Origin of the sequence: Schlesneria paludicola DSM 18645 (assembly GCF_000255655.1) — a bacterium.
Taxonomy (GTDB): domain Bacteria; phylum Planctomycetota; class Planctomycetia; order Planctomycetales; family Planctomycetaceae; genus Schlesneria; species Schlesneria paludicola.
The window spans coordinates 1,812,418-1,831,213 of sequence record NZ_JH636435.1 but is presented as its reverse complement, the minus strand read 5'-3'; the positions used below and the strand labels follow the sequence as shown (position 1 = coordinate 1,831,213).

The window sequence follows — 18,796 nt, the reverse complement described above, 5'->3', positions numbered from 1 at the left end:
GGGGGGGGGGGGGGGGGGGGGGGGGGGGGGGGATCGGCGCCCTGAAATCGCAAATTGTACAGCAAAATGAATCGAATGTATTAAAATGGTTCTTTTCTGTGTGTGGAGAAGCGCAAGCGTCTTGCACAGATTCCTTGGGTACAAAGGGGTTTCTTCGAATTCAAAATTTGTTGGCGAACGGAACGCCATCTGCCTATAGGAACTTATACCGTCGGCAGGCGTTGGCCCGCACTTGTCGAAAAGGTGCTGAAGGCGTCTCAGGTTTTACTTGAGACGCCTTCAGATTTTTACGGCTTGAGGATTTCCGAATCTGACCGGCTTCGTGATGTAGTCACGAGGCCGTGGAGCGATTCATGCTTCAACACGTCAACGAAGCGTCCTTCGCTCTGGGAAGACTATTTGTCTAGGTGTGGTTTGTAATCGACCAATTTGGTTGATGGTCGATCACGCTTGTCTTTCCTCGATCACCTGCGTTACCTAGTGTCTGTAACATTTACACTGGGTGCCCTCCGCGACAAGCGGGAGATGCTCGCACTCGGCCGACGTGTCGTACGTTCCCTCGAATTCCGGTGTACGACTCTTCCTCTACATCTTCGAGGCCGCGAATCGTACAATCTCATGAGCGCTTGGGCCGATTCTGACAACTCATGAGACCGACACTATGAATCTCGTTTTGCGTGGGCGAACAGCGATCTTAGGAGCTGTACTGCTGGCGGGTTTGACGCTAACAGAACTTGCCAATGCTCAGGAGTCGATTGATTTTGGCCGTCAGATTCAACCGATTTTCGCCAAGCGATGTTTTGCGTGTCATGGTCCCGACAAGGCGGAGGGCGGATTGCGGTTGAATCGCCGCGCGACGGCGACGGCGAAAGTCGATTCCGGCAAACAAGCGATCGTGCCGAATGAATCGGCCCAAAGTGAACTGATTCATCGCATTTCGTCGGGAGAGGAAGGTGAGCGGATGCCCCCCGAGGGCGCGCCACTGACTCCGATCCAGATTGAACTGCTAAAAAAATGGATTGATCAGGGGGCCGTTTGGAAAGACCACTGGGCCTTCGAACCCCTGCAGGATCATCTTCCACCCAAAGTCAAAAATGAAACGTGGATCGCAAACCCGATTGATTCGTTCATTTTGAGCCAACTGGAACAAAACGGGCTCTCTCCCGCGGCGCCTCTGGGGAAAGAGGCCCTTCTTCGTCGCGTTACGTATGATCTGATTGGTCTTCCGCCGACGGCGGCCGAGGTTCAGGCGTTTCTCGCCGATTCCTCGCCCCGCGCCTACGAAAGCGTTGTCGATCGACTGCTGGGATCCCACCATTTCGGGGAACACTGGGCTCGCCATTGGCTTGATGTTGTCCGCTATGCCGACACCAATAGCTTTGAGCGTGACGGGCCGAAACCGAATGCCTGGCGCTATCGTGATTATGTCATTCGATCATTCAATCTTGATAAGCCGTATGACCAGTTCATTCGCGAACAACTTGCTGGGGACGAATTACCGGAAACCGGCAGCGACGGCGTGATTGCGACAGGGTTTTATCGGCTCGGGATGTGGGACGACGAACCTGCCGACAAGCTTCTTGCCGTCTTTGACGTGCTCGATGATATCATTACGACGACTTCTCAAGGGTTTCTCGGGCTGACGGTCAATTGTGCCCGGTGCCACGACCATAAGATCGATCCAATCCCGCAGCAAGACTACTACAGCATGCTTGCGTTCTTTCAGGGGATCACACCCAATGGGAATCCCAGCCCCAATACCGAGCGTCCGATCTTCGAGAATGACGCCGCGCGTCAAACGTATGACGCGGCGGTGAAGAAGCATCAGGATCGCCTGAATCAGTTGCAGGCATCGATCTCGACGATCGAGAACGAGTTTCGCGAGAAACTGCGCGAACGACAGACATTGGCCGATCAGCCGGATCTGGATGATCTCGAATATCGCTTCTACCGCGATACCTGGCAGTCACTACCTGATTTTGACAGCATCAAACCCGAGACGGTTGCTCGACTGGAGAAAGGCTTTTTCGATATCACCCCTGCCACGCGCGAGTTCGCATTTGGCTTTGTCTTCACGGGAGTGCTGAAGGTTCCTCAAGACGGTGAGTACACATTCAGTCTTGATTCCGACGATGGTTCGCGTCTGATCGTGGATGGCCAATCTGCCGTTGTCTACGACGGAATCCACGGATTGGGTAGTCCTCGCACGGGCAAGATTCGCTTGAAGCAAGGTCGAGTTCCGATCCGTCTGGACTACTTTCAGGGGCCGACGGGGGCGAAGGCGCTCGTTGTAAAGTGGTCGGGACCGGGAGTGGAATCGCGATCTCTTTCAGCCGGGGCGGAAAATGGACAATTGACCTCAGTCAAGAATCGGCCGGACTTCGCGGCTCTGATGGCCGCGCAGGGGCCGACAATTCTCGGCGGCGAGCGCCACGACCAATACGCGAAATTGACGAAAGAATTGGGTGAAGCCAAACGCCACCGGGTTGAGGCTGCATACGCGCTGTGCGTAACCGAGGTGGGGCCCAATCCTCCTGAGACCATGCTGCTCAAACGGGGCAATCCTCAGTCACCCGGTGAAAAGGTCGTCCCCGCGTTTATTACATCGCTGGGAGGAGGCACCGCAATCATTCCGGAACCGGGCCCCGCGGCTACCTCGTCAGGCCGTCGACTCGCTCTCGCGAACTGGATCGCATCGTCGGACAACCGATTGACCGCTCGCGTCATGGTCAATCGAATCTGGCAACACCTGTTCGGGCGAGGAATCGTGCGTTCACCCAACAACTTCGGTCTGCTCGGTGATCGACCCACTCATCCTGAACTTCTCGATTGGCTGGCGCTGCAACTCAGCACGGGCGGACATGCCGTGCCGGTTTCGGCAAAATCAGGCGGCGCTATCGCCAGCAACAACACTGCAATTGGAAACGTTCCATGGTCCATGAAGCGAATTCACAAGCTGATTGTGATGTCGAACGCCTATCGCATGTCGTCACAAGCTTCGATGCCTGTCGCCGCGTTTTCGAAGAACGGCATGGCGGTCACTGATCCCCGCGTCGTCGATCCCTTGAACAATCTCTTCTGGCGACATGACATGCGGAGGTTGAGTGCCGAAGAGATTCGTGATTCGATTCTCGCTGTCGATGGTCGCTTGAATCCGAAGATGTATGGTCCGGGCGTGTTTCCCGCGATTAGTGACGAGGTCAAGGCCGGCCAATCGGAGCCGGGCAAAGGGTGGGAAACGTCATCGCCGGAAGAGCAAGCTCGGCGAAGTATTTACGTGCAGGTCAAACGTTCGTTGTTGCTACCGATCTTGTCGGACTTTGATTTCGCCGACACCGACAGCAGTTGCGCCGCTCGATTCACAACCACTCAACCGACTCAAGCTTTGGGAATGCTGAATGGCGCGTTCCTCAATCAGGAAGCCGCAGAGTTCGCTCGACGGCTCAGGACGGAAGCGGGTGACGATGTGCAAAAGCAGGTCGCGATTGCCTATCGGTTGACGCTTGGCCGTGAACCCGATCCATCCATCATTGAAGAGGGGCTGAAACTGATCGAGTCCTTGAAATCAAAACACAATTTGACGGCCGAGAAAGCACTCGATCAATTCTGTCTGATGACACTCAATTTGAACGAGTTTATCTACCTCGATTGATGAAATTCATCGGTCGCGACGCTGGAGCGATCGGACCCCTGTCAACCAAGATCGCAAATAGCGGCCGCTAAAAATCTGATTCTTCGGTCCAGCCTGATGGAAGCGTTTCGGAGCCGAAACGCTCTTCGACCCAGGGATCACCGTGATTGTGATAGCCCTGTTGTTCCCACAGTCCAGGCTGGTCGTGATCGAGGAAAGTTAGCGAACGGCACCATTTCGCGCTCTTCCACGCGTAGAGTCGTGGAACCACCAGCCGAACGGGCCCCCCGTGTTCAAAGTTGATTGGCTGGCCGTCGTGCGTGTCCGCGAGCAGCACATCGGGCTGTGCAATGTCCGCCAACGGCATATTGGTCGTCCAGCCGTCGTCATATCCCAGAGCGATGACGAATCGAGCCTCGGGTTTGACACCCGCGCGTTCCATCAGCGTTTGGATGGAAACGCCCTCCCAGATGTTGCCAAGCCGGGACCAGCGCGTCACGCAGTGAAAGTCAGAGAATACTTTTGCCCGGGGTAAGGCCAGGTATTCTGTCCAGTTCAGCGAGAATGGACGTTCAACCAGTCCGCCTACTTCGAATCGCCACTGGTCGACAGGAATGTCCGGAATCGGTCCCCATTGCAGGACGGGCCATTTGCGCGTACGAGTCTGTCCCGGTGGAATTCGATTCTCGCGAAAGGTGTCCGAGCTGATGATGATTCCGGGGGGAACCGAAGAAGGGGCAGCCGGGTCGCCGGTTTGGTATTTGGGATCGCCTTCCATCGTGGATTGTCCTCGCATCGTCCGGCAGGAATTCAAGTGCAGTTCAGGGACCCGTTCATTCGTTCTGGTGTAGCGAACTCGCCGCGCGATGAACAGGCTTCCTGGTATCGGCGCAAGCAAGTCTGCATTGGCAGAGTGTTGGGATTCCTCGGCGAGGCCTTTGTCGAACAACTCAGAAATCGGCGATCAGTTCGCCATCCGAGCGATGGGCCAGGTTACGGAACGTCTTGGCGTTGATGGCCTGACTGAGGAATCGCACCGAACCATCGCCCAGCAGGATGTGAATGCCTGTCCAATGTGGACTGTGGTAGCCACCGACATACAGCGGATCATCAAGTGCAGTGGGATTTGCTGCCGCGTCCAGTGAGGGACCTGTGAATTCCGCGTGCATGGCAAATTCTGTTTTCGCAGGTGTTCCGTCAGCCGGTGCGGACTCTGGCCGAACGACGACGGCGTTTCGGAGTGACGAGCGTGTACCAGACATCCATCCGAGTTGGCTTCGTTGATCAATTTGAGATTCCACCACCATCATCGTATTGGAACTGCCATCGGGAATATCTTCATAGCGGACAGCGCTATTGAGGAACAATACGCCGTTCTGGTTTACATCGATCGGTGCTTCGACATCGTGATGGACGCCGCAATAGGATGTCGCGGGAGCGGGACTGCTGAACCTTAACGGGTCGGAAGGACAGATGAGCAGATTCACGCGATGTGAGCGGACCGATGAATTAGCGGTGTCATAGACACCGCGTGTGAAGTCGATCTTACGAAACGCATTCTGCTGATCGACGTAAGGCAGAATTTGAGTCAGCCAGCTCATGTGATAGCCACCTGACTCGGTTGATCGAATTGGCCCCGATTCATTTTGTGATCCTGCCGGCAAAGTTGTGTTCGCCATCAGGTAGTTGTTGAGTGCTAATCCGATTTGCATCAAATTGCTTTTGCATTGGGTCCGCCGTGCCGCTTCACGTGCTTGCTGCACCGCTGGCACTAGCATGGACATCAATACGGCGATGATTGCAATCGTGACGAGCATTTCGATGATCGTGAACCCGCGCGAGCGTTGGGGTGGCCGTGTGCGGAACGTATTGAACGCTTGAAGCATGTTGGAGACGTCCTGTTCAAAAGCAGACTGTCCGAATTCGATCGGCCAGATGGAAAACCCAACTAACAGCATGTGGAAGTAACGGGGACTGTCTCCGGCCAGATTAAAAAACGCCATGACATCGTGGCTGCCAAGATTCCTGTCCCCCTTACTTCAACAGGCTGCTAAAATATGGATGACTTCAAAAGTTCACCGTCGGCGCGGTGTCCCAGGCAGCGCAGGGTTTGGGCGTCAATGTTATCGCTGATAAAGCGAACGGCACCATCGCCCATGAGCATTTGGAGTCCGCCGGTGTGGTAACTTCCGGGGCCACCTGCAGAATTGCTCGTGGTGCTGCCTGTCATCGTAGGGTCGCCTTGGCCCTGTAGTTGCGGGCGCGGATGTTTCTCGTATTCAACGACGTGGTTGTTTCCACCTGCGGGATTTCCATTGGGGCTCTTCGATGTCTTGATGACAGCCAGCGTCAGCGTCCTCAGAGTGGATCGCGTGCCCGACATCCATCCCAAATCCGTTGTGGCATTGGGAACGACTTCGACGAGCATGGCGGTATACGAACTACCATCGACGATCTGTTCGTACGAAATCGAGCTGTTGAGGAAGAGTAACCCGTTTTGATTGACATCGATCAACGTTTCGAAGTCATTGTGAATGCCACAATAGTTGGTCGTTGGATATCCCAGTGCCCCTCGACTGATGAAACTTGAAGGACAGACAAATGCCGCGATGGGCCGTAAGCGAGTCGACAGATTACCTTTGTCGTACACTGAAAGTTTGAAATCGATCTGATTGAACGCATTCTGCTGGTCGATATAGGGCAGAATCTGAGTCAACCATCCCATATGGTATCCACCGCCCTCTGTCGATTGGATCGGCCCCGAAATGTTCTGAGTTCCGGGAGGAAGGACTTCAAACGCCATCGCGTAGTTTTGTAGTGCAATGCCAAGTTGCATTAGATTATTCTTGCACTGAGTTCTCCTGGCGGCTTCGCGAGACTGTTGGATTGCGGGAAGGAGCAGCGCGAAGAGCACCGAGACGATTGTGATCACGGCCATCAATTCGATCAGGCTAAAGCCTGATCGGGAGTGACTTTGATCGCGAGAACTTCTGGTCGATGTCAACATGACCGTGATTCCAAGGTGTGGATTTTTCTGCTTGAGACACAGCACACTGCGAGGTTGATCAAAAGATTGGTATCTGACGCTGAATGCGAACGAGGTTGGGATGATTGATCGGGTATTCCACCATCATGCGAAGTGATTTCTTCGAAGGTTCGTCAGGAACAGATGTGATGTCCATTCGCACCGTTGCCTCACGGCCGCTGACCAACTGGCTCGATGGGATGTTCCAAACTTCGCCCTGAAAATCGGGGTGGTTCTGCCGTTTCGCGAGAGCGCGGTCACAAGCGGAATCGGCGATCAGATTCGCCTGCATCCGAATTTCCTCGTTCATCGACTCTCGATGCGCGAGCCCCGTCATGCGCACTAGAGCCGCGATCAAGATCGAGGCCACAAGCAGAGCCATGAGTGAAAACACGATCGCCGCACCTCGGCGTGACTCGTTGGATGTGCGAATGCAGAGTTGGTGTCGATTCATTGGGGCACCTTTTCATCTTGGACCGGTGCATTGCGCTCGCCGTCGGATTCGAGATTCGCCTGCGGTACTGGCCAGCGATTGAGGTAGGCATCGATGACGAGCGGTCGCAATGGCCGCGGTGCTCGGGAATCCCGAGTGATCGTACTGCTGGGGCGCTCGATGCTCAGGGTTCTTAGATTGGGGTTGGCCGGGAATTCTGGCGATAGATGCGGTTGACAGTCTGGGAGGCGAAAGTCCTCACGCGCCATGACCGTGTCGCCTTTGACAAGCTCTCTTGTCAGACGATGTTGATCGGCCTGATATCGGATATGTGTTCCCTCTCCCAGATCCAGGTCGAGCTCTCGATGGAGACGCTCACCCGAAATCGGCATTGTGCCTGATTTCGCGCGATGGACATCATTGCGAAAATCGGTTGCGATTTTTGAGATAACTCGTTCCATGACAAAAGATTCTGATGCCATCCTTTCAGATCGCATTAACAGATGGAACGTGATTCCCGTAAGCATTATGACGACGGACAGCATTGACGACGCAACGATCATTTCGAGCATGGTCAGCCCCCATCGAAAATGGATCTGGCAATCGTCCTTAGATCGTGCCCTTCGACGGCGTCGGGCCCCAATTTGGTTTCGTGAATGGTGACGAGTGATCATCGTCATCGTGGAGTCTCCTTTGAATGAGAGACCCAGTACGACATTCGAATCGGTGTGACAAATTGGTCGCCTCGATCCTTCCAGCGCACGGTCGCCACGATCTGACGTGACTCGCTCTCGTCCTCAATTGCCTGGACGATCAATGACTGTTCGACGCCAGGCAAGATCGCTTTCAAATGTGCGTCAACGTCGGGGACGGACAATTCTCCGGGGTCGAGTTCTGACCAACCAAGTTGTCGGGTCTGCTCCAAAAGATTGACGGCATGCTGCAATGCGAACTGCCGCTGCTCAGTCGTCCGCCTTTCGCGCGCGACGATGGCAAACATCGGAACGGCGGTTGAAAGCAGGATTGCCAGCAAAACGCATGCGCCGATCAATTCGATCAGAGTGAATCCGCGAGGATGCGATATCGAGTGAGTGAACCGATCGTCTCTGTCGATGGCGGCAGGCGGCGGCGAAATTCGGATCATAGTCAGCATGCTTTCAGGTGGCTTTCATCTCATCCGTGGGCTGACGGTTGTCATGCACAGTCGTTCAAAAGCTTCAACACTGGTAGGAACAAGGCGACGATGAGACACCCGATGGCCAATCCAACAATGACCAGTGCGATCGGTTGCAGGAACTCAAGCCATGTTCGAATTCGGAACAAGCGCCGCCGATCAAGATTGTCCGCCAGCGTTTGAAGCACCCAAGGTAGATTGCCGGCACGTTCGGCAGACTCCAGCACATAAGTTTCCGCCGAAGACAAAATTCCGCGCGACTGCAGCGTTTGCCAACAGGGATCGCCGTCTCGAATATCATCCAGGGCCAGTCCAAGCTGTCGGCGAAGTTTCAGCGGGCCCGCAAATCGAACGATCGGATCGAGCGCCTGATCCAAGGGGATGCGTTGCGCGATGCCTTGCGCCAGCGATCGCAGAACATCCGGCGTGTGCCACCGAATGAACCAACGACCGAGAATCGACTGGAGTAAGATCGGCCAGCTATAGTACTCGGCAAATCCCACCAGGATTAGAAGTGAGGCCGGAATGTAGACAAAAAGGGGAAGCCCCATGATCGCCCAGTGACGAGCGACGATGTTTGAAGCATGAACGAGCGACTCAGTGACGTCGGGTAACTCCGTGTTGAAATCTTCGAAGATCCTAAGGTACTTCGGAATGATGTAGTACATGATGAACCCGATGACGAGGAATGCCACCGAGATCAACATCAGCGGGTAGGCCAGGCTGCTTCCCCCAAGATTCGATTTTTGATCTTCGGCCAGTTCACGAGTCGCACGAGCGGCCGTTGTGGAAAGCGATTCCTGTAGCGAATTCGCCAGGACTCCCGAGTGGATCTGCATCGTCGCCGAATCGGGCAGCAGGCCTTGTGGAACCGCGAGTTCGGTGAGTGATTGACCATCATGAAGCCGGTCGGCCATCGCGGTCAGCAGGCGGTGACGGCGTCCCGTCGTTCCACGCGCATAGGCATCTACTTCGGCGGCCAGCGGGCGCCCCAATTTCACCGCGGTCGCGAGAACCCATAACAACTCTGCCTCGCGTGCTCGATTCTGAACGCCTGCGAAACGAATCTCGGCGTAGATGATGGAGACACATACAGAGAGTCCCAAAATCAGCCCGATCACTCCCACGGCGTAACCGTTGACGGCCAAAATCGACATGCCGACCAAAGCGAGAGCCATTAATACGACGCTGGCGCGTAGCAACAATATCCGGCGTTTCTCCGCCGCAACCGAGTCACGTTGTACGGAAACGACGGCGCGCAACAAGATCGCCGAGACGAGCAGTCCGTATGGCAGGCTGATTAGTAAAATCGTGCTCATCAAATGAATCTCGATTCCTCACGGATCAACCAGTCATTGATCGAAGCAGGTGAATCAACGTTGCGAACAGGATACCACCGATGAATCCAGCGCAACCCAGGACGACATAAATCGCCAATTGGGCAATCATTCCATTGGCGACGGTGAGCGTCACCTGCGACTGGGCAGCGAAAATATCGGCCAGACCTCGCATTGAATCAACGAATGCGGATGACGAACTGACCCCGCGAAAGGCTTGGCACAATGTGCTCGGAAATTGAATCTTGATTGCCGCTTCCTCGGCTGTTGCTCCTTCTTGGAGACTCTTGATCATCCGGTCGCATTTACGTGTCAGCCATGGATCGTCACTGGCTTCGCCAGCGAAGTGCAAAGCTCGCGAGAACGGCAGTCCTGACTCTGTCAGTAGAGAAAGAATCTGGCAGAAGTCCATTAACGATGCGAGCCGAAAACTACGGCCGATTAACGGAAGTGACGTGGCCCATCTCCGACCCCATCCAAAGAGTCCTGCGGATATAATCGCCGCCAGTCCTGCAAGTCCTCCAGCAATCAAGATAAACCAGGGCAACCATGTGAATTTCGAGAAGAATCCAGACACGCTGAGCAGTCCCGAGGTCATCAGCGGTGTATTGACGTCCAAGTCGTTAAAGACGGAACCAAGTTGTGGCACCACCACCGTCAAAATGAATCCACAAATCAAGGTGGAGAACCAGAACAAGAAGATCGGATACGAAAGGCCCAACCAGATCTGCGTTCGGAGCGATGCCGTGCGTTGTGCCTGATCGATTCCGTATTGAAGAGTGGAATCCAATCGGCCGCATTCCAGTCCCGCGACGATCAGCGTTTTCATTTGACGGTTAAGGCCAGATTCGGCCTTCGTCACCGCCTCTTCCAAGGGCTCACCGCGTTCAAGTCGCTGGCTCAGTTCGAGCAACGCTACCCTCGTCCGGTGTGACTTTGTTTGTTCGGCGAGCGCGTGAAGTCCCGTCTCAAGTGGCAATCCAGCACGGATCACCTGACTGAACTGCGTGGCGATTGGCAGCGTATCGGAATTGCGAGGTTGAAGGATCTCATCACTGCTGGACATGAGTGGTCCTTGGACGCTTCGATTGCAAACAGGTCATGATCGATACATCCGATTTCTGCGTGAAACGATTTTGGCGTCATGGCCGTGATGAACGTGACTGTGCTGCAAGGATTGGAGGAATTCATGCGACGGGGACCCAGTCGTCGCGCGGCTGGCAGTACGCTTGGATGAAAGTACTCCTTTTGGAATGAGCTCTCAATTCAGCCAGCTTGTCGTCACTTCGAACGGAAACATGGGTCGGCGTCGCTTTTGATAGGGAAGTTGGGTCATATCTGCGACGGTGACACCCCGTGTGTTGACGCGCAGGATGCTTGGGCAGACCTCATGATAGGCCGCGAGTGGGGCGTTGACTCCTTTTGCGACGAGGATCTGAAATCGTTCTGGCTTCAGGCCAAACGCGGTGAGTTGCCTCAAGCTGAACGGTGGCGTTCGCTTCGAGGTCAGCATGATTGTCAATCCTTGGTTGTTCACAAGGACTGCGGTGCGCCCCTGATCAAACTCTGTAAATCCGCCATGCCGAACGCCGGTTTCCGAGTAACGGCCATCGGACAATTGCTGAACCGTGAATGTGGCCTTCAGCGGCGCTCCATGCAGTTCATCCATACGTCCACCAATTGTCATCATGGCGGTTCCGCCGACTCCCAGTTTTTCGGCTTCGATCACCGATTGAGGGTCATCAATACAGACAAAGGCGGGGCCGATCCCTGTCCGAAGCAATTCGTGTGCGATCCAGGTCCCGTCGCCAGGTGATCCGCCGCCGACATTGTCACCCATATCAAGCAAACAGACAGGCCCGGGCAAATGACTCGCCTGGGCGACGGCGTCTTCCACTGACAGGAAGTTTCCCGCCAATCCCTGACGCAGCGCCCACATCTCTGCCGCCAGTTCGTTGGCCAGTTGTTGAGCGAATTCCCGATTGCCATTTGTGATGACCAGCGTCGACGAACCCATTTCGTCGACGTCCGCATAGGGAAAACCGAGCATCAGGCTTGCACCTATGACACCGTCACGGCGGCGAACTTTGTCAAAGCAGCCTGTCAGTTCCCGACAGGGGGATTCGGACGTGCATTGCCGTTCAATGTTCATCGCCATCGGCGGATACGAAGCGGCCTGAACTGGCTTCCATTCTCCACGCAACGTTTTGGCCATGATCTCGGCCGCCTCCAACCCTCGATCCTCTTGATCCACGTGAGGATTCGTGCGATACGAGACCAGGGCATTGGTCGCCGCGACCATGGCGGGCGACAGGTTGCCGTGAGGATCAAGTGTTCCGATGATCGGCATCTCGGGACCGACAAGATCTCTGAGACGCGTCAGCCATTCGCCATCCGCATCTGGAAAGTTCGCGGCAACCGTTGCACCATGAGGTGCGACCAATAGGCCGTCGAGATGCCCTGCCCGTCGAACCTGATCCAGCATCGTTTCGAGGAGCGTTTCAAACGCAGCGGGCTCAATCGCGCCAAACGGCATGGCCCGAGCGGCGAAGAGTGGCACCGCCTCAATTCCCGCCCGTCGCAATCCATCCAGGAATCCCCTCAATTCGTGGTGCGCGCCGGCGAATTGCTTCCGAACATCTTCACCGATAAGCAACAATTCCTGTCGAAAATGATCCAGAGTGGTCGCACCAGGCAAGAAGGTATTGGACTCTTGAATCAACGCGAGGATGCCGACCCGGGCCATTGGCAACTTTCCGAATAAGATTGTCACAGAATCGCCGTCCACGGAAGCTGGTTTGGATAACCACTCAAGTGAACGTCACCGTATGCTAAACTAACGACACGATGTCTGAAACTGACTGCAACTCGTTTTTTGGGTGGGGTGTGAATTGCGAAATTTTTCAACGGCGACGCGCTTGACACCATCGAAATCATCGATCACCGAACGGTGATCCAAGCCGGGGCTCAACCTGACGGTTTGGTCGCTGGGGGGCACGACGCCAACTAATGTAACCCGTTTGGGGATGAGCCTAACGCATTTTCACTGCAAAAAACGCGAGGCACAGCGCGCGGCAGTTGCAGCAAGCGGCTTTTTGCGATGAAAATCGACCTGTCCCCCGCTATTTCAACAGCCCTCGAATTCAAAGGGGCGCGAAGCAGTACGAGTGTCACACGGCTTGTCGATTTCATCTTCGCACTGGTCAAGTCCGAAGCTCGGCATATGATGCTCCACCTCAATTCCCATGATGGCCGCCACCTTTGACTGGCACTGGTGGCTGAGCTTCACTCGTGGTCTTTCAACACGAATTGATCCAAGAATGACCGCGTCGAGAGCGGGCCAACGAGACTGCGATCTGCGCGAAACGGTGAGCACGATGTGGTTGTGCCACTCATACGACCACGTTGAGTGTGAGCGAGACGTCATCGAGCATCGACGTCCGAAGGCGCTCCGAACGTCGATGCGAACTTCGTCAGATGCCGACGGCGTCAACGGATCCGTCGACTTGCTGTCGAAACGCCGGACCTGCTTCTTTTGGGGGGCGGGAATAGGCCTTCAGATTGATGGGATATTGATCAATCAGCCCGCGCATCGTCACGAATGAGGAATTCGCGCCATCAGAAGACGCGCCTACGCTCCAGCGAAATTCTTCCAACTGAGTGAAGAGTTGACTGAGTCGTTTGAAATCGAGTTCAAACCCAACGATTTGTGCGTGACCGTCGAACTTGCCACCAACGATTTCCGTGGCACCCAGATAGAGACGCACTTCCCAACCCAGATCTGTGAATTCACACTGCGAGCCGACACGGCCAACTCCGCACATCGGCTCGAAGAGCGCCGCAACTTGATGCACGAAGACGCTTAACCATTCCGGACGGTGCTGTCGGTTGTGGCGTTCTCGCTTGTGATGTTCGAGCTGCTTCAAAAGTTGCTGAACAAGAAGATGCGAATGAGCCAAGATGGCGAACTCCGGTTGGAAAACCTCGGGATCTCAACAGGCAAGCAGACTGCGAGTTCCATCCCGCCGCGCGATTTTCCAGAACGAAGAGAACAGAGCTGTAGGACGTCCAGTTCATCAGCCACGCTGCTGATGCAATTGGACCAGACGGTTCAAAATGTCTGACTTATTGGGGATCACGAGCAGGCCCAAAGCGTTTGGCGCAAAGAGGTCCCTGCGACAGGGCGGGCTCTTCAAACCACGATGACACGTGATGCCTTCGAAGTCGTTGTCATTCGAAGATCGTCTCGACCAAGTACATATCGGGCGAATTGTCTCGGAAGCGGAGCGGAACTCGTGAGACAGACCGTTCGGCAATCGTTCCAGGTGCAATCAGGCACCGTTTGCAGCCGTTCCGAATCCGCAGGGCATTAACGATTGCAGCGGCTTGCCCGCCCATGCCGCGTTGTCCGTCGCCGGATTGAAAAGTTGACGGAACGGCGAGAATCGCCGCATTTTTTGTAAGAGTTGCAAGTAAATTTGGCGCCCGGATTTAGGTCCTTCCTCGTGCTGCCATACGGTCCGAAAAATCTAACGCATTGAAAAAAATGATCTTGTGTCGATCGTTCCGATCCGGCAAGATTTGCCGGTCGCGATTCGGTTCGCCAATTGCTCTTGTCGCGATGATCTGTTGTGCCTCGGCATGACGCCCTGGTGGCGATAGATCACTTCCTTGGAGTTTCGGAATTAGCATGGACGCTGTCTTCCGCGGATTACTTCTGCTTGGCGCTCTCTCGTCGTTAGGCGCCAGCTACCGAACACCCAATTTCGTCGTGGAAGCTCCGTCAGCGGAGTTCGCGAAACAGGTGGGCGATGCGGCCGAGGTTTATCGCCATGAATTGGCCATCGACTGGATCGGCAAGCCACTGCCGGGGAAATGGAAATACCCCTGCCCGATCAAGGTTCAGGTCGGAAAAATGGGTGCAGGTGGAAAAACGACCTTCAACTTCCAAAGCGGTGAAGTGTACGGCTGGAATATGGAGATCCAGGGCAGCGAACAGCGAATCCTGGATTCCGTGTTGCCGCACGAGATCAACCATACGATCTTCGCCAGCCACTTCCGACGTCCCCTGCCCCGCTGGGCCGACGAAGGTGCCGCGTCGTTAATCGAACATGAATCCGAACGAAATCAGCTTCGCCAAATTCACCGCCGAGTCTTGGGAACGCGACGAAAGATCCCGCTGAAAACCCTGCTGGAAATGAAGCAGTATCCGCAAGATCAACAAGATGTCCTGACGTTGTATGCGGAAGGCCATTCGCTGGCAGACTTCTTAATCCAAAAAAGTGGCAAGCTCGAATACATGCGACTGATGTCACTGGCTCATGACCGCGGTTGGGAATCGTCACTGAAAAGCCTCTACAGTTTCCGCAGTCTTGAATCACTCGAGAACGAATGGGAACAATGGGTCAGCGATGGCAGTCCAAAGTTGAGCATCCCCGAAGGCTCACAAGTGGCTGGAACGACACGCACGCCGCCTGAGACAACGATCCGCGGACAATCTCCCGAAACTGGCAAAGTGGCCGATGGCAACATCAAACTGGGGACACCTCTCAATCTGGCGTCCAACGAAGGTTCTGACAAATCCAAGCCACGTGATGTCGCCACCAGTGCATCCTCTCGCAGCCGCGATGAACTGCGAGAACCTCTGCTGACGGTCAGCCGCCAGACCACCGACGCCGCCAAGATCATTCAGGAATAAGGGCAAGCCGATTCAAGAGCAAAGAATCGTCCCGATCTGACGGTAATCCGTTCATTTCGACACGGAATTCCGACGGCCGAACGATTTCCACAGGATTTGGGACACGACGAGGAAAACCCCATCCGATAAAGATGTTCTGGAATTGCGGCGAACCTTGTCATCGGCCATCGGGTCGTTATACTGTCGCCCCTCGCATCGAGAAATCGAAGCACCCAGCCCAAGTGGCGGAACTGGCAGACGCGCTAGGTTGAGGGCCTAGTGGTAGCAATACCGTGCAGGTTCGATTCCTGTCTTGGGCAATTAGCAACCCCTGAATCTAAAAAGAGTTAGGTTCAGGGGTTTTTCGTTTTCATTCGTGTAAAATCACATGTAAAAAGCTCGTGTAAAACTGCGTGTAAAATCGGTCGGTCAATTCGATCCTGTCTCACGTGTAAAAATTCGTGTAAAATCCGGATAAGACAGACTGTCATTTTTCAGGCTTGTTCTCACTGAAGAGCTTCTCAAAAAATTGACGAGCAAATGAAGCAGCCCACATGCGCAATGAGTGCATGTGGGCTTTTGATTCAATTCCGTCGCCGTCACATCTTCTCAAACCCTTTGAAGTGAACGACCGCCTTGATTGAGGTTAATGGAATCCGAACCACATTCAATCCGGTGATATCCTCGACGACAACGAAATTAGGTCCGACTTCCAAGACCTTGTGCGATTGCGGCAGTTTCAAGTCGCCGTCGAGGACCGTGATCTGATACCGATCTCCAGTTTCCTTCAGACTGACAAGTTGATCAACCTTCAGCGAAGCCAATACACCGGTCGCTTTGGACTGTTCCTGCTGACCGAACAGGGGTGTCATGACGAGAGCGGCAAGCAGAAGAAGGATGGCAGGATTCTTCATTTCTCACCTTGAAAAGAAAAGCAGGGGTGTCATGGATATCCAAGACCCCACCAAGGGAACCAAGCCACAGGTTTTTTCGAAATAATTGATTGCCGTGGATCTTTGTAACACAGGTACAACTCGACTGAGTTCCATCCGTGCAAAAAATCGTCGCTTCCAACGCCAAGTCAATAATCGATTGGGATGCGACGAATTCGTTCAGGTCGGTTCAGCGAATCAAACCGAAATCTCAGTTCGAGCCAGTTTCACGGCCAAATCAAGCAAGTAATCTTGGAAGTCTCGGCTGGTGTCGGTCGATCCAGTGACGTGATGAGAGACTTCTTCGAGTGCCACTTTCAGCAGTCGATTCGACAATCCTTCTCGTTCGTTCGTGAGAGAAGCAGATCCGGCCAAATCCGAGTTGATGAAAACCAGCCCATCCCGGTAGAAGCCGTTCAACATCGAACCACCGTCGAGAATCGACGTGAAGCACTTCACAACCGGCTTTTCTTTGCCGTTGGTCAATCGGATTTGTTCAAGCAGTTCCCAAACAAAATCGACAGCGGCTTGAGCATCTGGAGTTGCTTCGGTGATTTCACGACCTGAAAGTTCGTCGGTTGAAAGTACGGTTATTCAGATTGGCCTGCGGCGGGAGTGATGGTTCAACTCTGCAAGATCGGTTATCAGGAACCAGTCGATGCACGTGCAGAGTTTGAGAAGTTGGGGTTTAAGTCAGAAACGATTACATCCGCTTCGATGATCGGTTACGTGCTTGCAATTGAGAACTCAGCGATTGTATTGCTGCGAGGCACAGACGATTCGGAGGATTGGGGACAAAACGCATCATTTCTGTCTTTGAAAACACCGGACGGTGCAATCCACAGCGGCTTTCACAATGCGTACCAACCACTTCACATACAAATTGAGAAGCTTTTGCATCGATTCAATCCGAAGCGTGTCTGGATCACTGGCCACAGCCTCGGCGGTGCATTGGCCATCGTTGCTTCGTATCGCTTAACGAGTGGCGATAATCCACCGATTGCGGGAGTGATGACTTTCGGTCAGCCGATGGTCGTAGGCTCAGGGTTGAAGGACTTCATGAAGTCGAAGCTCGACGGAAAGTACGTTCTGCCAGAAGTCGATGAGATCATTCGTCGATTCAAGGAATGCGGAAAGTTCGCCAAGAAGCACAGGCTGCGAACCTGCTTCCACCCTGATCAATTTGTCGTTCTGAACTCACCAAGGCTCGATGTCGTTGAGAAATCTGTTCAGGAGCTTGAATATCAAGCGGAAGTTGCCGAATGGATCGGAGCCGATGTCATCAACATCCACGGCGGCGGTGCTTACGGTGACAAACCAAAGGCTCTCGCCGATTTTGCCCGCAACCTTGACCGGCTTTCAGCAAGGGGCAGAAGCGACGGTTGAGAATGACGACAAGACCTACACGCCAGAAGACCTTCTTGGCATTTGTCGAATCACCGGCGTTCAACTGGTGTACGACGTGCATCATCACCGATGCAATCCCGATGGCTTGAGCATTGAAGACGCCACGAAGAAGGCATTGGCGACATGGGATCGGGAGGCACTATTTCATGTTTCCAGCCCGATGGATGGCTGGAGCAAGCCGAAACCGGAACGCCACCACGATTTCATCAACATCACCGATTTTCCGGAATGCTGGCGGGGTCTGGGTGCAACCATTGAGGTTGAAGCCAAGGCCAAGGAAGTCGCCGTGTTGAAGTTGCGAAAGCAATTGTCGGAACAGTGGCTTGTTTACATCATGCGATGTGCTGATGGATCACTCTACACTGGAATCACGAACGATTTGGAACGACGGGTCGAACAGCATAATGCCGGAACTGCTGCACGATACACTCGCTCTCGGCTGCCTGTTGTTTGTGTCTACCGGGAACTTCAACAGAACCAGAGCATGGCTTCGAAGCGAGAACTGGCGATTAAGTTGTTGTCACTAACAGCCAAAGAAGCCCTGATTCGGATGATGAACGAAGGCAAGTGATCTCGGTGAGTGGTTCGATTTCTCACAGTGATGAGCTTTGGAACGCAACTGATCAGACTTTATGACTTCTTCTCACGTCCGTTCTTCCTGTTCCCACGGCGGCTCAGGAGATTTATCCGCCCAAAGCCCGTTTTTCGCATTCCGAGCTTCGCCTTATGCCACAGCCAGTTCCTTCGACTTGGAATACTGCTTGTATTGCCAAGCCAATCCGTCCTGAACCATTTCGAGGTTGATGTGACGGTCGCCCAAGTAAATTTCACCGAGAACTCGACCGTATCGGTCCTTTTCTTTCCACTTCACGACAACTTCATTTTCACCGATTTTCTCGCTCAATCGTTCCTTGCTCTTGGTCCCGAACGCCTGCGCTTTTTCCGGTGCGTCAATGCCTTGAAGTCGAATCTTGTGCTGAACTTTTTCGACATCGAGAACCGTGACCGTATCGCCGTCAGCGATACTGACGACCTTACCTTTGATTTCGTCCGCATAGCAGATAGTGGACAGGACGACAAAAAGTAACGGGGCGGCCATCCATCGCATTGGAAATTCCTTTTGAAAATATCGAGGCAGCCCGGTTGAATCTGCTTGAATGTAACTGGAGAATATCCCCGA

General features: G+C 54.0%; 17 protein-coding genes and 1 tRNA gene. 5 read left to right on the top strand and 13 right to left on the bottom strand.

From position 1 onward, the window contains the following. The first annotated feature begins 661 nt into the window (after positions 1–661). Positions 662–3,652, top strand: a complete 2,991-nt coding sequence (locus OSO_RS0125315; protein ID WP_010585846.1) for a DUF1549 domain-containing protein — start codon at positions 662–664, stop codon at positions 3,650–3,652. Between the two features lie 67 nt (positions 3,653–3,719). On the opposite strand, the gene OSO_RS0125310 is transcribed toward OSO_RS0125315, so the two are convergent. The 10 genes from OSO_RS0125310 to OSO_RS45065 form a co-directional block, all read right to left on the bottom strand. Beyond that, positions 3,720–4,409 (bottom strand): sulfite oxidase-like oxidoreductase, encoded by a 690-nt coding sequence (locus OSO_RS0125310; RefSeq protein WP_157605450.1) that lies wholly within the window; start codon positions 4,407–4,409, stop codon positions 3,720–3,722. 172 nt (positions 4,410–4,581) lie between these two features. After that, complete coding sequence (locus tag OSO_RS0125305; protein ID WP_010585844.1) at positions 4,582–5,634, bottom strand: DUF1559 domain-containing protein; 1,053 nt, start codon at positions 5,632–5,634, stop codon at positions 4,582–4,584. A gap of 47 nt (positions 5,635–5,681) precedes the next feature. Beyond that, complete coding sequence (locus OSO_RS0125300; protein ID WP_010585843.1) at positions 5,682–6,638, bottom strand: DUF1559 family PulG-like putative transporter; 957 nt, start codon at positions 6,636–6,638, stop codon at positions 5,682–5,684. A 58-nt stretch (positions 6,639–6,696) separates the two neighbouring features. Further along, entirely contained in the window at positions 6,697–7,110 is a 414-nt protein-coding gene (locus tag OSO_RS0125295) for a pilus assembly PilX N-terminal domain-containing protein (protein ID WP_010585842.1), read from the bottom strand. Continuing rightward, positions 7,107–7,550, bottom strand: a complete 444-nt coding sequence (locus tag OSO_RS45070; protein ID WP_029247454.1) for a hypothetical protein — start codon at positions 7,548–7,550, stop codon at positions 7,107–7,109. The genes OSO_RS0125295 and OSO_RS45070 overlap by 4 nt, the downstream gene beginning before the upstream one ends. A gap of 215 nt (positions 7,551–7,765) precedes the next feature. After that, the gene (locus OSO_RS0125280; RefSeq protein WP_029247452.1) at positions 7,766–8,233 is read right to left on the bottom strand and encodes a pilus assembly FimT family protein; all 468 of its coding nucleotides are present in this window, start codon (positions 8,231–8,233) and stop codon (positions 7,766–7,768) included. Positions 8,234–8,283: 50 nt separating this feature from the next. Next, entirely contained in the window at positions 8,284–9,582 is a 1,299-nt protein-coding gene (locus OSO_RS0125275; RefSeq protein WP_010585839.1) for a type II secretion system F family protein, read from the bottom strand. A gap of 25 nt (positions 9,583–9,607) precedes the next feature. Further along, entirely contained in the window at positions 9,608–10,666 is a 1,059-nt protein-coding gene (locus OSO_RS0125270) for a type II secretion system F family protein (RefSeq protein ID WP_010585838.1), read from the bottom strand. A gap of 195 nt (positions 10,667–10,861) precedes the next feature. Continuing rightward, positions 10,862–12,373 carry a M81 family metallopeptidase gene (locus tag OSO_RS0125260; RefSeq protein ID WP_029247451.1) on the bottom strand — a complete coding sequence of 504 codons (1,512 nt, stop codon included), beginning with the start codon at positions 12,371–12,373 and terminating at the stop codon, positions 10,862–10,864. Positions 12,374–13,073: 700 nt separating this feature from the next. Beyond that, a complete protein-coding gene (locus tag OSO_RS45065; RefSeq protein WP_157605449.1) occupies positions 13,074–13,559 on the bottom strand; it encodes a hypothetical protein in 486 nt (161 codons plus the stop codon). A 731-nt stretch (positions 13,560–14,290) separates the two neighbouring features. Between OSO_RS45065 and OSO_RS45060 the strand changes: the two genes are divergently transcribed. Both OSO_RS45060 and OSO_RS0125220 read left to right on the top strand, forming a co-directional pair. Beyond that, positions 14,291–15,298, top strand: a complete 1,008-nt coding sequence (locus OSO_RS45060) for a hypothetical protein (RefSeq protein WP_010585831.1) — start codon at positions 14,291–14,293, stop codon at positions 15,296–15,298. 215 nt (positions 15,299–15,513) lie between these two features. Next, a tRNA-Leu gene (locus OSO_RS0125220) sits at positions 15,514–15,597 on the top strand. Positions 15,598–15,876: 279 nt separating this feature from the next. Here OSO_RS0125220 and OSO_RS0125215 read toward each other — a convergent pair. Beyond that, complete coding sequence (locus OSO_RS0125215) at positions 15,877–16,191, bottom strand: hypothetical protein (RefSeq protein ID WP_010585830.1); 315 nt, start codon at positions 16,189–16,191, stop codon at positions 15,877–15,879. Between the two features lie 216 nt (positions 16,192–16,407). After that, positions 16,408–16,668: a hypothetical protein gene (locus OSO_RS0125210; RefSeq protein WP_157605448.1), complete on the bottom strand. Its 261-nt coding sequence runs from the start codon at positions 16,666–16,668 to the stop codon at positions 16,408–16,410. A 270-nt stretch (positions 16,669–16,938) separates the two neighbouring features. Here OSO_RS0125210 and OSO_RS45055 point away from each other — a divergent pair, with 270 nt between their 5' ends. Further along, complete coding sequence (locus OSO_RS45055) at positions 16,939–17,595, top strand: lipase family protein (protein WP_261340393.1); 657 nt, start codon at positions 16,939–16,941, stop codon at positions 17,593–17,595. Further along, positions 17,546–18,187: a GIY-YIG nuclease family protein gene (locus tag OSO_RS52320; RefSeq protein ID WP_261340392.1), complete on the top strand. Its 642-nt coding sequence runs from the start codon at positions 17,546–17,548 to the stop codon at positions 18,185–18,187. The genes OSO_RS45055 and OSO_RS52320 overlap by 50 nt, the downstream gene beginning before the upstream one ends. A gap of 153 nt (positions 18,188–18,340) precedes the next feature. On the opposite strand, the gene OSO_RS45050 is transcribed toward OSO_RS52320, so the two are convergent. Beyond that, entirely contained in the window at positions 18,341–18,724 is a 384-nt protein-coding gene (locus tag OSO_RS45050; protein WP_157605447.1) for a thermonuclease family protein, read from the bottom strand. Positions 18,725–18,796 lie beyond the last annotated feature (72 nt).